Below are 14931 nucleotides of genomic sequence, written 5' to 3'. Positions count from 1 at the left end.
CAGCCACGCTCGCGGCGCTGCCGGCCACGCTGCAGTGCCCCGCGCTCCGACGGTCCACCTCCGGCACAGGCGAGCCGCTGCTCCCCGCGGAGCCGCCCCGAGCCCAGCGGGCGCTGCGTCAGTGGCGGCGCGCCCGCAGCGCGGCCAGCGCCCTGTCCGCGTGCACGGCCATCCGCAGCTCGCTCTTGATCACCTCGAGCACACGGCCGTCGGTGTCGATGACGAACGTCTGGCGTTTCGTCAGCAGCGGGCCGAACGAGCGGCGGACGCCGAACGACCGTGCGACCGTCCCCTCCGCATCCGACAGCAGCGGGAAGTCGAACCCGTGCCGCGCCGAGAACTCCTGCTGCCGCGCCACCGGGTCCGGGCTGATCCCGACCCGCTGCGCGCCGACGTCGGCGAACTCCTTCGCCAGATCGCGGAAGTGGCAGCTCTCCGCGGTGCAGCCGGGCGTCATCGCCGCCGGGTAGAAGAACAGCACCACCGGCCCCGACGTCAGGAACTCCGACAGCGACCGCGGTTCACCACGCTCGTCGGGCAGGGTGAAGCCGGGCGCCCGGTCCCCCGCCTTCACCGCGGCACCTCCGCGCCGGTGTGCTGCTCGATCAGCTGGTCCACCTGGTCGCCGGTCGCGGTCTCCGCCACGAAGGCGCCCCGGGCGGCGATCACACCGTGCCGCCGCAGCCGCGCGGCGTGCTCGGCGCTGCGCACACCCTCGGCGCCGATCCGCAGCTTCAGTTCACGCGCCCGCGCCACCAGCTGCTCGAGGTGCCGCACCGCGGTCTCCGGCTCACCGTCGGCCAGGGCGTCGACCACCGGGCCGGACAGGATCACGTGCTGCACCGCCAGCTGGTGCTGCGGGATCAGCTCGAGATCGGCCGACCCCTGCACCGTCAGGACCAGCTTCGCCCCCAGGTCGGCCAGCACGGTGAGCGAGTCCAGCACCTCGCCGCGCGGGTCGAGCAGCGACGAGCTGTCCGTGCACAACCGCAGCGCCTTCGCCGGCAGCTCGTTGCGGTCCAGCTCCTCCTTGACCATCGCCACCAGGTCGGGCTCGATCGCGAGCCGCTTCGGCAACCGGATGCACACGTCCGGCGCGGCCTCGCCGTAGCGGTCCCGCCAGCGCGCCGTCGCCCGCAGCGACTCGGTCGGCAGCCACTTGCCGAGCGGGATCGTCATCCCGGTCGTGTCGGCCAGCGGGTAGAACTCGTCGGCGGGCAGGTCGCCGAACTCGGGGTGCCGCCAGCGCAACCCGGCGTTGACGGCCGCGATCTCGTCCGGTTCGGCCAGCTTCACCGTGGGCTGGTAGGTCAGCTCGAACTGGCCGTTCTCCAGCGCACCGGCGATCTCCGCGCCGAGCCGGTAGCGGGCCCGGTCGCGCGCGTCGAGCTCCGGGTCGAACAGCATCCACTGCGCCTTGCCGGACTCCTTGGCGCGGTGCAGGGCGATTTCGGCCGCCCGCTGGATGTCCTCGACGCTGCCGTCGCGCACGTCGCGCACCACGATCCCGACGCTGGCGCTCACCCCGACCCCGTGCTCGTCGATGTAGATGGGTTCGGCCAGGTCCTCCATCGCCCCTTCGACGAGCGTGATCACCTGGGACGCGGTGAACTCGCCGCGCAGCAGGACGGCGAACCCGTCACCGGACAGGCGCGCCACGAGCGCGTCGTGGTCGGTGAAGGCCTCCTTGAGCTTGCGGGCGACGCCGCGCAGCACCTGGTCGCCCGCTCCGGCGCCGAGGCCGTCGTTGACGACCTTGAACCCGTCCAGGTCGAGGTAGATGAGCGCGACCTGCCCGGAGGCGGACGGGCCCAGCGCCGTCTCCAGCAGGGTGTGGAAGCGGGAGGCGTTGGACAGGCCGGTGAGCGAGTCGTGGATGCTCTGGTGGCGCAGGGTTTCCTGCAGCGTGTGGACCTCGTTCGCGTCGGCCGCCATCAGCACCGGGTAGAACGCGCCGGGCCGGTCGCCGGGCAGGCGCGCGAGGACGATGTCGGCCCACACGCCGGCGTCGTCGGCGTGGGCGAGCTGGACGCGGGCCTTGAACTCCTCGAGGTCGGTCTCGGCGAGCTCGGCCAGACCCGCGGCGAGCTTGTCGCAGTCGCGGTCGGCGAAGCCCAGCTCGGTGAGGCGGCGGCCGGTCAGCCGGTCCGGACGCTGGCCGAGGAACGTGCCGAGCTGCTTGTTGACCTCGACGACCCTGCCGTCGGGCCCGGCCATCGCGATGCCGATGGGCGCGCTCGCGTACAGCGTGGTGAACCGGCGGATCGCCGCGTCCCGGGCGGCGTCGGCCTCGGCGACGGCGTCGCGGGCGACGTCGAGCAGGACCCGTTCGAGCTCGTCCGGGGTAAGTGATACTCCGTCCGTGTCAGCCAACCGCGCGGCCCACTGCCGGGCCACGTCCGCCAACCCTGGTGCGGGACCAGGTTCCGACACGCTCCACCTCTTCCGGAGAACGACAAGGGCCTGGTCAGCCCCGGTCCGGGAGCCGACAGACCCGCCCCGGGCCGGATCCGTCCCGGAGTCATGCCACGCCACCACGCCCGGTCAGCGCTGTCTACCGGCCGAACGTGTGATGATCAGTGTAGATGTCGTCACTGCTGGTGATCTTTTCGGCTACCGCGTCCGGGCGCGGTCAACAGATCAGCCGCGTCCGAACGGTGCTTCGGTGGCCTGCGGTACCACGCGGAGTGGTTGTCGCCCGGGCCGGTTTCAGGGCGCCGTCAACCGCCACACGGCGACCCGTCCGGTGGCCGCGGTGCCGCCCGGGAGCTGGGTCGGGCGCTCGTCGATCCGCGTGAAGCCCAGCCGGGCCGGGACCGCGCCGCTGCGGTGGTTGCCGATGTCGTGCACGATCTCGACGCGGTTGGCGCCGACCCGGAACGCCTCGGTGGCCAGCAGCCGCGCCGCGCGCGTGGCCCAGCCCTGGCCGGTGTAGGGCTTGGCCAGCCAGTAACCGATCTCCAGTCCGCCGCGGCCGATCCGCGCCATCAGACCGCAACTGCCGGCGATCGCCCCGTCCGGCGCGACGATGGCGTAGTCGAAGGTCTCCGCGGCGAGCCAGCTCTCCCGCGTCAGCATCAGGAACTCGCGCGCGTCCCGCTCGGTGTAGCCGTCGACCGCCCACGGCATCCACGGCGCGAGGTGGTCCAGCGAGTCGTTCACGAGGCGGTGCAAGGCCTCGGCGTCGCCGGCCCACCACCGGCGAAGCAGGATCACCCCGTCCGACAGGCTTTCCGCAGGGATCTGCATCCCCCGATCATCCCCGCCACTGGCGGGCGCCGCACGGGAGTTTCCGCGCACCTACGTCATGATCGCGCTCTCGGGCACCGCCGTGTCGTTGCGCAGCGCCTCGAACAGCTGCTTCGACTTCGTCTTGTCCCAGTGCTCGGCCGACGCGGAGGTGACCGGCACGGTCGTGGACAGCACGCCGTCGGAGGAGATCCCGCGCATCGCCCACGCCAGGCCGACCAGGTTGTGCAGGTGGTCGCCTTCGTCGATGGTCAGCGCGTCCGGCGCGGCACCCAGCAACGGGAACACGTGGAACGGGTTGAGCAGCGTGCCGGCGCTGGCGATCTGGCTGACCAGCGCGCCGATGAACTTGCGCTGGTTCTCCACCCGGTCCAGGTCGGAGCGCGGGGTGGCGTCGCTGTGCCGCATCCGGACGAACCCGAGTGCCTGCGCACCGTCGAGCTCCTGGCACCCGGCGGGGATCGTGATGCCGGTGACCGTGTCGCGCATCTCCTTGTCGACACACATGTCCACGCCGCCGATCGCGTCGACGATGTTGGCGAACCCGCCGAACCCGATCTCGGCGTAGTGGTCGATGCGCAGCCCGGTGGCCTGCTCGACGGTCTTGACCAGCAGCGGCGCGCCGCCCATCGAGAACGCGGCGTTGATCTTGTTGGTGCCGTGGCCGGGGATGGCCACCTCGGAGTCGCGCGGCAGGCTCACCAGCGTCGGCTTCGTGTCGTTGTCGGGCAGGTGGGCGATCATCATGGTGTCGGTGCGCTGGCCGCCACCCGCGGCCTCGACGTCACCGGTGACCAGCCGCTTCTCGTCGTCGGCGGTGAGCCCCTCGCGGCTGTCCGAGCCGACGATGAGCCAGTTCGTGCCCGACGCCGCGGCCGGGCGGCCCGCGTAGTCCTCCAGCGCGGCGACGCGGTTGATCGAGAACTCGAGGTACACCCACACGCCGGCGAGGAACAGCACGACCACCGACAGCAGCGTGAGCAGGATCTTGCCGGGCCCGAACCGGCGGCGGCGCGTGCGCGGCGGCGCCGACGGCGGGATGTCCCCGCGGGCGGGCATGGCCCGCGTCGGCGGCGGTCCGGGACGGCGGGGCGGGGGCTGCCGGTAGGCACCCTCGCGGCCGGGCACGGGCATCATCTGCGCGGCCTGATGCTGTCGTGGCCCGCGCGGGGCCCGTGGTGGGTAGCCGCCCTGGTTCGTCACGCCATCACCGTTCCCCGATCGACCGGCCCTAGGACGCCCCTAGTGAACCGCAAACCTCTCGATTCAGGACGTGCAGCACCCCGAAAGGGTTGCGCAGACCTACCCGGGAAGGCGAAGCCGCTGGTGAGGAGCGGCGGACCAGGCCGTGAGCGGCGCCACACCCGCCGCATCCAGGGCGAACTCGCGCGCCAGCCGGTTCCACACCGCCGGCCGGAACAGCATCGCGTGCCCCTCCGACATGACCTCGATGCGCACCACACGCTCCGCGACGGCCTGGGCGCGCCGCGCGTAGGCGAACGACTCGCCGGGCGGGGTGATGCGGTCCCGGGTGCCGTGCGCGATGACCACGGTCCGGCCGGTCACCGGCTCGACCGGCTCGCCGGGCGGTGTCCACGGCGCCAGCGCCAGCACGGCCTTGACCTGCGGGTCGTCGGCCACCCGCAGCGCGACCCGGCCGCCCATCGAGTGGCCGGCGAGGAACACCGGCACCCCCGGCCGCTCGGCGCGGATGCGCTCCAGGGCCCACCGCGCGTCCGCGACCGGGTGCAGCTCCGGCTCGTTCCAGCCGCGGACCCGGTTGCGCAGCAGCCGCACCTCGACGCCGTGCGGGCCACCGGCACGCAGCATCGTCCGCGCCAGCGGCACCATCCGCAGGTATGCCGCCCCCCAGGGCCGCACCAGGTGCAGGCCGTTCTCGGCGCCGCCGTGCAGCACGAGCACCACGGCCCGCACCGGTCCACGGGCCCGCCAGGTCGTCAGCACGGGATCACCCACACCTGGGCCAACGCCGCGCCCGGGAGGAATCTTCCGCCGACCACGCGCCCGGGGTGGTCCGGTGCCTAACCTCGGGGTCGTGATCAACGATCTGGTCGCCGGCGCCCTGGAGCGGGCGGGCCGGCGCAACTCCGCGCAGATCCGGCAGGTGGCCGGGCTGGTGCTGGCCGCGGTGCGGTCCGACGCGCTGGTGTTCACCGGGGGCGCCGGCCACTCGCTGGCCTCGGTCGCCGAGACGTTCTACCGCGCGGGCGGCCTGGCGTGCGTGTACCCGCTCTACCACCCGGACCTGCTGCCGCTGCACGGGGCCGCGGCCAGCACGGCCGCCGAGCGCCGGTCCGGCCTGGCCGGGGAGGTGCTGGCGGCGCGCACCCCGGGCCGGGACGACGTGCTGTTCGTGTTCTCCAACTCGGGCGTCAACCCCTACCCGGTGGAGCTGGCCGCCGCCGCGCGGGCCGCGGGCGCGCCGGTGGTGGCAGTGACGTCGCGGGCCTCCGTCGAAGCGGCGCCGCGCCGCTCGCCCAGCACCCTGCTCGAGCACGCCGACGTCGTGCTCGACACCGGCGTCCGGCCCGGCGACGCCGCCTTCCCCGAGGACGACCCGCGCACGGTGGCGCTGTCGTCGCTGCTCAACGTCTACCTCTGGAACGAGGTCCTGGCGCACGTCTTCCGCGCCGCCCGGGAGGCGGGCGTCGAGGTGCCGCTGTGGCGCAGCTCGAACGTCGAGGGCGGCGACGCGGCCAACGCCGCTCTGCTCGACCACTACCGCCCCCGCGTGCCCGCTCTGCGTTAGGCCGCGGCGGGCTCCTCGCTGAACTGCGTGTGGTAGAGGTCGGCGTAGCGGCCCTCGGCGGCGAGCAGTTCTTCGTGCGTGCCGCGTTCGACGATGCGCCCGGCTTCGACCACGAGGATCTGGTCGGCCGCCCGCACGGTGGACAACCGGTGGGCGATCACCAGCGCGGTGCGGCCCTCCAGCGCGTGCGACAGGGCCTCGCTGACCGCGGCCTCGGACTCGGAGTCCAGGTGCGCGGTCGCCTCGTCCAGCACGATCACCCGCGGGTGGGCCAGCAGCAGCCGGGCGATGGTCAGGCGCTGCCGTTCGCCGCCGGAGAGCCGGTAGCCGCGCTCCCCCACCACCGTGTCCAGCCCGTCGGGCAGGCTGCGCACCAGCTCCGCGAGCCGGGCGCGCTCGAGCGCGTCCCAGATCTCGTCCTCCCCGGCGCCGGGCCGGGCGTAGGCGAGGTTGGCCCGGATGGTGTCGTGGAACAGGTGCCCGTCCTGCGTCACCACGCCGACGGTGTCGCGGATCGAGGCGAAGCCCAGCTCCCGCACGTCCACATCGGACAGGCGGATGGCGCCGGAGTCCACGTCGTAGAGGCGCGGCAGCAGCGAGGCGATCGTCGACTTGCCCGCGCCGGACGGTCCGACCAGCGCCACCATCTGCCCCGGCTCGGCGCGGAAGCTGATCCCGTGCAGCACCTCCTCGCCGCCTCGGGTGTCCAGTGTGGACACCTCCTCCAGCGAGGCCAGGGAGTAGCGGTCGGCCGCCGGGTAGGCGAACCGGACGTCGTCGAACTCCACCGACACCCCGCCGGCGGGCACGGTGCGGGGGTCGGGCTTCTCGGTGATCATCGGGTCGAGGTCGAGCACCTCGAAGACGCGCTCGAACGACACCAGCGCGGTCATCACGTCCACCCGCACGTTGGCCAGCGCCGTCAGCGGGCTGTAGAGCCTGGTCAGCAGCAGTGCCAGCGCGACGACCGTGCCCGGGGCGAGCTGCCCGCGGATCGCCAGCCAGCCGCCCAGGCCGTAGACCAGGGCCTGCGCCAGCGCCGAGACCAGCGTCAGGCTGGTCATGAACCAGCGGGTCAGCATCGCCGTGCGCACGCCGATGTCACGTACCCGGCCGGCGCGGGCGCCGAAGTCCTCGGCCTCCCGCCGCGGCCGGCCGAACAGCTTGACCAGCGTCGCGCCCGGCGCGGAGAACCGTTCGGTCATCTGCGTGGTCATCCCGGCGTTGAGCTGGGCGGACTCGCGCTGCAGGTCGGCCATCCGGCGGCCCATCCGGCGGGCCGGGAGCACGAACACCGGCAGCAGCACCAGCGCCAGCACCGTCACCTGCCAGGACAGCGTCACCATCACGGCGAGCGAGAGCAGCAGCTGGATCACGTTGGTGACCAGGCCGGACAGGGTCGCGGTGAAGGTCCGCTGCGCGCCGATGACGTCGTTGTTCAACCGGCTGACCAGGGCACCGGTGCGGGTACGGGTGAAGAACGCGATCGGCATGCGCTGCACGTGCTCGAACACCGCGCGCCGGAGGTCGTAGATCAGCCCCTCACCGATGCGGGCGGACAGCCAGCGCTCGACGAGCCCGAACCCGGCGTCGGCGATCGCCAGCACCGCGACCACGATCGCCAGCAGGACGACCAGCCCGGCCTCCTTGCCGCCGACGATGGTGTCCACCACCCGGCCCGCCAGCACCGGCGTGCTCACGGCGATCACCGCCGACACGACCGTCAGCGCCAGGAAGACCAGCAGGCTGCGCCAGTACGGCCGGGCGAACCGCGCCACCCGCCGCACCGTGCCCGGCGCCAGCCCCTTCGGCGCGTCGGCCGCGCGCATCGCCGAACTCATCAATGACCAGGTGTTGTCCACGTAGACCTCCGTGCCGCCCCAGAAATTTCGATATTACTTGAGGTTTACGCCCCAGATGAGGTGGCCAACGCGGCGGGACACCAAAAGCTTCCCGGACGTTGCCGCCCATTCCGTCCTCGGTAACCTTTGACCATGGGGAGGGACGAATCCGGTGCGAGACCACCCGGTGGCCCGCGGTGACCGCTGAGCGCACCGCGGTGCGCGCACCCGTCCCCACCGCGCTGGACCGGTGGCGGTCACTGCTCGCGTCCCATCCGCTCACCGTCGACCTGGCCTTCTACCTGGCCTGCACCGTCTACGCCGTCGTCCTGGCGCTGACCAACGAGTTCTACGGCTTCCGCATCTGGGGCACCTGCGCGGCGTTCGGCTACGGCTTCGCCACCGCCCACACCGGCTGGCTCATGGCGACGGGCCGGGCCGGCGGCCTGCTCCGCTCGCGCTGGATCGGCCTCGCCGCCATCGGCGCGCTGTCGATGCTGCTGCCGCTGGCGATCCTCGTGGTCCGCCGCCTCACCGGCACCGACTGGCTGGACACGCCGTTCTCCTGGAGCGCGCAGCCCGAGGTGTGGGTGATCGAGCGCTCGGCGAGCCTTCTGCTGCACCACGGCACCCCGTACGTCGACGTCACGGCGCTGGCGCGGGCGCCCGAGGTCAACGACTACACGCCGTACGGCCCGGTGATGGCCGTGTTCGGGCTGCCGCGCGCCCTGTTCGGCGGCAGCCCGGTGGCCGACGCCCTCACCGACGCGCGGCTGATGTTCGTCCTGACCGCGTGCGTCTGCGCGTGGATCACGGTCCGGTTGGCCGGCTCGCCGCGGGTTCCGGTGCGCGCCGCCCAGTTCGCGATGGCGTGCCCGCTCACCGCGCTGACCTGGGCCGTCGCCGGTCCGGACCTGGCGATCGTCGGCCTGATGCTGGTCGCCGCCGCGCTCGCGGCGCGGGACCGGCCCGTGGCGAGCGGCATCGTCCTCGCACTGGTGATCAGCGCGAAGCTCATCGTCGCACCGGCCGCGGTGGTGCTGGCCGTGCTCGTGTACGCCCGCCTGGGCCGCCGGGCCCTGGCGCGCTTCGCCGCCACCGCGGTCGCCGCGTGCGCGGTGCTCAACATCCCGGTGCTGCTGGTCGACCCGCGCGCGTTCGTGGAGCACGTGATCCGGTTCCCGGCCGGCCTGGGCCAGGTGACCTCACCGGCGGCGAGCCCGTTGCCGGGCTACCTCATCGCCAGTACCGGACCGGCCGGGAAGGTGGTCGCGTTCGTCCTGCTCGCCGGCGCCGCTGCCGCGATCCTGGTGTGGTTGCTGCGGCGTCCGCCCGTGGCGGGATCGGACGCGTTGTGGCGCATCGCTGTCGGGCTGGGGGCGTTCACGCTCCTGACGCCCGCGACGCGCTTCGGGTACCTGGTGTACCCGTGCGTGCTCCTCGGTGCGATGTTGTGCTTCCGTCGTGCCGAGGCCGGTGCCCCCCGGCCTACTTCTTCTTAGCGCGCGTCGCCCCGCCGCGCCCGCGCAACTGCACCCCGGATTCGGAAAGCACGCGGTGCACGAAACCGTACGAACGTCCGGTCGACTCCGCGAGAGCCCGAATACTGGCCCCCTTCTCGTATTTCTTCTTCAGGTCAGCGGCCAGCTTGTCACGCGTGCTGCCGGTGATCCGCGCGCCCTTCTTCAGGTCAGCCACGTCGTTCCGCCTTCCACCAGATCGCGTCGGCAGGCCACAGTGGGCCTCGTCACGCAATGATCGAACACGAACCGCGAATTTGCCAGACGACGGGCGAAAAACCTGCCCATTGGCGGGAAAATTGCGCCATTTCAGGTTGTTGCCTAGTCCAACTAAGGAAACCCGGCCTTTGTTTACGTCATGCCAACTGGACGAGTTCCAGGTAATCCTCCGACCAGTGGTCCTCCGTGCCGTCCGGCAGCAGGATCACGCGCTCGGGTTCGAGCGCCTCGACCGCACCGGGGTCGTGGGTGACCAGGACGACCGCGCCGGTGTAGCTGCGCAGCGCGTTGAGCACCTGCTCGCGGCTGGCCGGGTCGAGGTTGTTGGTCGGTTCGTCGAGCAGCAACACGTTGGCGGCACTGGAAACCAGGCCCGCGAGCGCGAGTCGCGTCTTCTCGCCACCGGACAGCGTGCCGGCGGGCTGGTCGAGTTGTTCGCCGGTGAACAGGAAGGAGCCGAGCAGGTTCCGCAGTTCCTGCGCGCCGGTGTCCGGAGCGAGGTGGCGGATGTTCTCCCACACGCTCGCGTCGTGGTCGAGCGTCTCGTGTTCCTGTGCGTAGTAGCCCAGGCGCAGACCGTGGCCGGCTTCGACAGTGCCGGTGTCCGGCTTTTCCATGCCGCACAGCAGGCGCAGCAGCGTCGTCTTGCCCGCGCCGTTGAGGCCGAGCACGACGACCTTGGTGCCGCGGTCGATCGCGAGGTCGACGCCGGTGAAGATCTCCAGTGATCCGTACGATTTGGACAGTCCGTCGGCGGTGAGCGGGGTGCGCCCGCAGGGCGCCGGCGCCGGGAACTTGATGTGCGCGACCTTGTCCGCCTGGCGCTGCTCGTCGAGGCCGGCGAGCATCTGCTCGGCGCGGCGCGCCATGTTCTTCGCCGCGACGGCCTTGGTGGCCTTCGCGCCGAGCTTCGCGGCCTGGGCCTGCAGGGCGGCGGCCTTCTTCTCGGCGTTGGCCCGCTCGCGGCGGCGGCGTTTCTCGTCGGTCGCGCGCGCCTCGAGGTAGCGGTTCCAGGTCATGTTGTACGTGTCGAGCTCGCCGCGGGTGGCGTCGAGGAACCACACCTTGTTGACGACCTCGGCCAGCAGGTCGACGTCGTGGCTGATCACGACCAGGCCGCCCTCGTGGCCCTTGAGGAAGCCGCGCAGCCAGTTGATCGAGTCGGCGTCGAGGTGGTTGGTGGGCTCGTCGAGCAGCAGGATGGTGTCCGAGCGGCCGGAGGCGCCCACGTCGGAGGCGGCGAACAGGATCCGGGCGAGCTCGACGCGGCGGCGCTGACCGCCGGAGAGGGTGCGCAGGGGCTGGCCGAGGACGCGGTCGGCCAGGCCGAGGTTGGCGCAGATGCGGGCCGCTTCGCTCTCGGCCGCGTACCCGCCCAGGGACGCGAAGCGCTCCTCGAGGCGGCCGTACCTGCGGATCGCCCGGTCCCGCTCGGCGTCGTCGACCAGCTCGGACATGGCGGTCTGCGCCTTCTCCATGTCGCGCAGCAGCGCGTCGAGGCCACGGGCCGACAGCACCCGGTCCTTGGCCGTGACGGACAGGTCACCCTCGCGGGGGTCCTGCGGCAGGTAGCCGAGCTCGCTGCCGCGGCGGACCTCACCCGCGTAGGGCTCGCCCTCGCCCGCGAGGACCTTCAGGGTGGTCGTCTTGCCGGCGCCGTTGCGGCCGACGAGGCCGATCCGGTCGCCCGGCTGGATGCGCAGGGTGGTGTCGGACAGCAAAATGCGCGAGCCGGCGCGCAGTTCAAGGCCGGTGGCCGTGATCAAGGGAGACTCCCGGAAGCGGGGTGGACAGGTGGCATCGACGGGCCTGGGTCAGGCGGGCCCGGAGCTACTCCAACTGGACGTCCACGGCTCCAGTGTACGGATCAGCGTCCAACGGTTTTCCAGTCGGTGGCCGGACTCACGCGTGAGGCCGCTGTCAGAGCACGAACGAGTCCGACCACGGTTGTGACGACCGCCCGGACAGGGCGTCCAGCAGGCTGACCGCCTGTTTGTCCGTCAACGACGACACGAAGTCGATCACCGCGCGGCCGCGGGCCAGTCCGCGGACCGCGTCCGCGCCGTCCACCGGCTCACCGGTCGCGCCCACCAGCAGCTCGGGCGCGGTCCGGGCCAGGTCTTCGAACTCGGACTGCGCCAGCTCCACCAGGTCGTGCAGTCGCCGCGGCAGGCGGGAGGCCTCGTCGCGGTCCCCCAGCCACGCGTCGAGCGCGTCGACCAGGGTCGTCAGCAGCGAGGCCTGCCCTCGCTGGTGCAGGGCCAGCTCCGGGCGCAGCAGCACGAACCGCCGGTGCACGAACTTCAGCACCTGCACCTCGTGCCACTGGGCGGTCCGCAGCGACACGTGCCCGGCCCGGGTGGACGGCGACGGCAGCACGATCACGCCGTCGACGAGCCGGTGCGTCCAGCGCGCGGAGAACGCCGCCGTGGCCTGCTCGGCCTCGATCGACCCGTCGAACGGGTGCGCCAGCAGCCCGTCGACCAGCTCGTTCCGGATGCGGGACACCGCGTGGGCGAAGGCGTCGTCGTCGACGATCCACGCGTCCTTGGCGTGCATGCGGCGGCGTAGCTGCTCCAGCGACCGGCCGGGCCGGCGGTCCTGGGCGGCCAGTGTCGCGTTGTCGAGCGCGGCCAGTTCGAGCGCCTGGTCCAGCCACTCGCCCAGTTCGGCGGCCACCGGCGCGTGCTGCAGGACCCCGATCCGGTGGAAGTCCTGGATGTCGTGGATCGCGTACGCCAGGTCGTCGGCGGTGTCCATCACCGACGCCTCGACGGTCTGCTGCCACGGCTCGATCCGCCCGGAGAACGACCGGCGGGCCTCGACGACGTCGTCCAGCTCGGTGCAGTAGGCGGAGAACTTGCTCGACCCGGTGCCGGGCGCTTCGTCCGGCTCGGCCGCGCCCCGCGGCGGGATGCGCATCGCGGCCGGGTGCGGGTCGGGCCAGTGCAGCCGCGCCCACGGGTACTTCAGCACCGCCGCGCGCACGGCCGCGGTCAGGTCCAGCCCGACGGCGGCGGGCCCGCGCACGTCGGTCGTGGTGATGATCCGGAACGTCTGCGCGTTGCCCTCGAAACCGTCGGGCAGCGAGAACCGGTGCCGCGCGATGCGGTCCAGGACCTGCTCCCCCAAGTGCCCGAACGGCGGGTGGCCCAGGTCGTGGGCCAGCGCGGCGGCCTCGGCGACGTCCGGGTCGAGCCCGCCGAGCTTGGCGATCAGCTCGGCCGAGTCCACCGAGGACAGCAGCCGCTGCGAGATCGCCCGCGCGACCTGGGCGACCTTGAGGCTGTGGGTGAGCCGGTTGTGCAGCAGGCCGGACCCGGCGGCGCTGACCACCTGCGTCACACCGCCGAGCCGCGCGAAGAACGGGGACACCACGATCCGGTCCCGGTCGGCCCGGAAGGGGTTGTCGGCCAGGTCGGACCAGGCCGGTTCCTTGGCGTTCTGCCGGCGGAGCGTCCGCGGGTCGGGTTCCATGCGCATCACCGTATCCGTCCGGCCCGCACGGGCGTGGGAGTACGGTGGGCGCCGCCGAGGTGAACATCAGCGAACATCTCTTTCACAACAGGTGCGTCACCAGCGAAGATCGGTCCGTGCACCCAGTCCGGTTCGTCTTCCAGCCGCTCTACAGCCTGCACACCGGCGGTATGGTCGCGCTCGAAGCGCTGGCCCGGCCCGCCGAGGGGTCCGTGCACGAGGTGCTCGACGCCGCCCGCCGCGACCGGCGCCTGGTCGAGACGGACATCGCGCTCGCCGGTGAAGCCGCCCGCGCCGAAGCCCAGCAGCAGACGCTGCTGCCGCTGCACCTGAACATCACCGCGGCGACGGCGGCAGCCGTCGGGCCGGCCGTGGACCACCTGCTCGACACCCTCGCCCGCGTGGGACGGCGCCCGCGCGAGGTCGTGCTCGAGGTCAACCCGCCGTTCTGCTCGGTGTGGCCGGAGCAGCTGCTCGCCGGGCTGACGCGGCTCGGCGAGCTCGGCTTCCGGCTCGCGTTCGACGGCCTCGGCCGCGGCGACCTGCCGTTCGCGACGCTCGCGGCGGCGCCGGTGGACGTGCTGAAACTCGACCGCAGCGTGCTGCGCGGGCTGCCGGGCGACGCGGGCTCGGTCGCGGTCGTGGAGTCCCTGCTGCACTTCGCGGGCCGGACGAACGCGCGCGTGGTCGCCACCGGGATCGAGACCGAGGCGCAGCTGGCGGCGGCGCGGCGCCTGGGGGTCCGCATCGCCCAGGGCAACCTGTTCGCCCCCGCCCGCGACGGCGTCAACCTCGGCCACCTGCTCACCCCGGCCATCCCGGACCCGCAGGAGCGGCTGACGCCGGGCCCGCTCAGCACGCCGCGGGTGCGCGACTTCCTCCGCCCGGCCAGCACCCTGCCGCACGACGCGACCTGCGACGACGTGCGGACCGCGCTCGCGGCGGGCGACGCGCCGAGCGGCATCGTCGGCGTCGACCCCGACGGCTTCCCCCGGTGGTCGATCGACCGGACGCGGTTCCTGGTGTCGGTCACCGGACCGTACGGGCACGCGCTGCACGCCAAGCGCAGCGCCGAACGGCTCGCCGACACCCCGCACACCATCCACGCCGACGCCCAGGCGCTGGAACTCCTGGAGCTGGTGACCGACGCGGACTGGGGCCGTACCGGCGACGACGTCGTGGTGGTGGACGACGACGGCCGCTGCCTCGGCGTCGTGCTGGTGACCGAGGTGGTGCGCGGCGTGGCCGAGGCCAAGGTCGAGGAGGCGGCGTCGCTGAACCCGCTGACCCGCCTGCCCGGCAGCGACACCGTGGCGCGGGACGTGGACCGGCGCATCGGCAGCCGGGAGGGGTTCGTCGCCGCGTGGCTCGACGTCGACTCGTTCAAGGCGGTCAACGACAACGCCGGGTTCGCCGCGGGCGACGACCTGATCCGCGCCATCGGCCGCACCCTGACCGACCTCGCCTCACGCCTGCCGAAGATGGTGGTGAGCCACGTCGGCGGGGACGACTTCCTGATCGCCTGCGACGTCGACGAGATCGGCACGATCGCCGGTGCGCTGCTGGACACCCCGTGGTCGGCCGACGGCATGCCGGTGACGGTCTCGCTGGCGACGCTGGTCTGTGCGACGGCGACGATCGAGTCCTACCGCGAGGCGTCCCGGCTGCTGGCGCCGCTGAAGAAGCAGGCCAAGTCGGTGCCCGGATCCAGCTGGGTCCTGGGCCGCCCGGGCTCCGAGCGGATCGAGGTGCTGCGTGGCCGGTCGCGGCACGCGTTACCGGAGCAGCGGGACCGGCCGCGGGGGCCGGTCGGCCTCAGCCGCGCCGTATAGGTCGTCATCCGCAGGCAACCGGC

At 72.7% G+C, this 14931-nt stretch carries 12 protein-coding genes; 3 read left to right on the top strand and 9 right to left on the bottom strand.

The genetic code is table 11. The features are described from left to right. Positions 1-118: 118 nt before the first annotated feature. From FB470_RS24280 to FB470_RS24260, 5 genes are all read right to left on the bottom strand, one after another. Positions 119-574 carry a peroxiredoxin gene (locus FB470_RS24280; RefSeq protein ID WP_306995123.1) on the bottom strand — a complete coding sequence of 152 codons (456 nt, stop codon included), beginning with the start codon at positions 572-574 and terminating at the stop codon, positions 119-121. Continuing rightward, positions 571-2406 carry a diguanylate cyclase domain-containing protein gene (locus tag FB470_RS24275; protein ID WP_370876696.1) on the bottom strand — a complete coding sequence of 612 codons (1836 nt, stop codon included), beginning with the start codon at positions 2404-2406 and terminating at the stop codon, positions 571-573. The genes FB470_RS24280 and FB470_RS24275 overlap by 4 nt, the downstream gene beginning before the upstream one ends. A gap of 303 nt (positions 2407-2709) precedes the next feature. Continuing rightward, a complete protein-coding gene (locus FB470_RS24270) occupies positions 2710-3249 on the bottom strand; it encodes a GNAT family N-acetyltransferase (protein WP_306995120.1) in 540 nt (179 codons plus the stop codon). 51 nt (positions 3250-3300) lie between these two features. After that, positions 3301-4386, bottom strand: a complete 1086-nt coding sequence (locus tag FB470_RS24265; protein ID WP_306995118.1) for an LCP family protein — start codon at positions 4384-4386, stop codon at positions 3301-3303. 165 nt (positions 4387-4551) lie between these two features. Next, a complete protein-coding gene (locus tag FB470_RS24260) occupies positions 4552-5226 on the bottom strand; it encodes an alpha/beta hydrolase (RefSeq protein ID WP_306995117.1) in 675 nt (224 codons plus the stop codon). Positions 5227-5305: 79 nt separating this feature from the next. Here FB470_RS24260 and FB470_RS24255 point away from each other — a divergent pair, with 79 nt between their 5' ends. Then, a complete protein-coding gene (locus tag FB470_RS24255) occupies positions 5306-6019 on the top strand; it encodes a sugar isomerase domain-containing protein (protein WP_306995115.1) in 714 nt (237 codons plus the stop codon). Here the strand turns inward: FB470_RS24255 and FB470_RS24250 are convergent. Beyond that, complete coding sequence (locus tag FB470_RS24250) at positions 6016-7881, bottom strand: ABC transporter ATP-binding protein (protein WP_306995114.1); 1866 nt, start codon at positions 7879-7881, stop codon at positions 6016-6018. The two genes, FB470_RS24255 and FB470_RS24250, sit on opposite strands and share 4 nt — an antisense overlap. A 221-nt stretch (positions 7882-8102) precedes the next feature. On the opposite strand from FB470_RS24250, the gene FB470_RS24245 reads away from it, so the two are divergent. Then, positions 8103-9362 (top strand): glycosyltransferase 87 family protein, encoded by a 1260-nt coding sequence (locus tag FB470_RS24245; RefSeq protein WP_306999469.1) that lies wholly within the window; start codon positions 8103-8105, stop codon positions 9360-9362. Here FB470_RS24245 and FB470_RS24240 read toward each other — a convergent pair. The 3 genes from FB470_RS24240 to FB470_RS24230 form a co-directional block, all read right to left on the bottom strand. Beyond that, positions 9349-9558: a helix-turn-helix domain-containing protein gene (locus tag FB470_RS24240; RefSeq protein WP_017982988.1), complete on the bottom strand. Its 210-nt coding sequence runs from the start codon at positions 9556-9558 to the stop codon at positions 9349-9351. The genes FB470_RS24245 and FB470_RS24240 overlap by 14 nt on opposite strands. Before the next feature lie 178 nt (positions 9559-9736). Further along, positions 9737-11365 carry an ABC-F family ATP-binding cassette domain-containing protein gene (locus FB470_RS24235; RefSeq protein ID WP_306995112.1) on the bottom strand — a complete coding sequence of 543 codons (1629 nt, stop codon included), beginning with the start codon at positions 11363-11365 and terminating at the stop codon, positions 9737-9739. Between the two features lie 154 nt (positions 11366-11519). Next, positions 11520-13082 carry a deoxyguanosinetriphosphate triphosphohydrolase family protein gene (locus FB470_RS24230; RefSeq protein ID WP_370876549.1) on the bottom strand — a complete coding sequence of 521 codons (1563 nt, stop codon included), beginning with the start codon at positions 13080-13082 and terminating at the stop codon, positions 11520-11522. Positions 13083-13192: 110 nt separating this feature from the next. On the opposite strand from FB470_RS24230, the gene FB470_RS24225 reads away from it, so the two are divergent. After that, positions 13193-14908, top strand: coding sequence for an EAL domain-containing protein (locus tag FB470_RS24225; protein ID WP_306995108.1), 1716 nt, complete (start codon positions 13193-13195; stop codon positions 14906-14908). Positions 14909-14931: the final 23 nt, after the last annotated feature.

It is taken from the genome of Amycolatopsis thermophila, assembly GCF_030814215.1.
Lineage (GTDB): Bacteria > Actinomycetota > Actinomycetes > Mycobacteriales > Pseudonocardiaceae > Amycolatopsis_E > Amycolatopsis_E thermophila.
This window is presented reverse-complemented; position numbering and strand designations above follow the sequence as displayed.

Bases quoted from the DNA above. Each gene is read 5' to 3' on its own strand.
- FB470_RS24265 (WP_306995118.1), bottom strand. From the start codon at position 4,386: ATGATGCCCGTGCCCGGCCGCGAGGGTGCCTACCGGCAGCCCCCGCCC.
- FB470_RS24230 (WP_370876549.1), bottom strand. From the start codon at position 13,082: ATGCGCATGGAACCCGACCCGCGGACGCTCCGCCGGCAGAACGCCAAG.
- FB470_RS24270 (WP_306995120.1), bottom strand. From the start codon at position 3,249: ATGCAGATCCCTGCGGAAAGCCTGTCGGACGGGGTGATCCTGCTTCGC.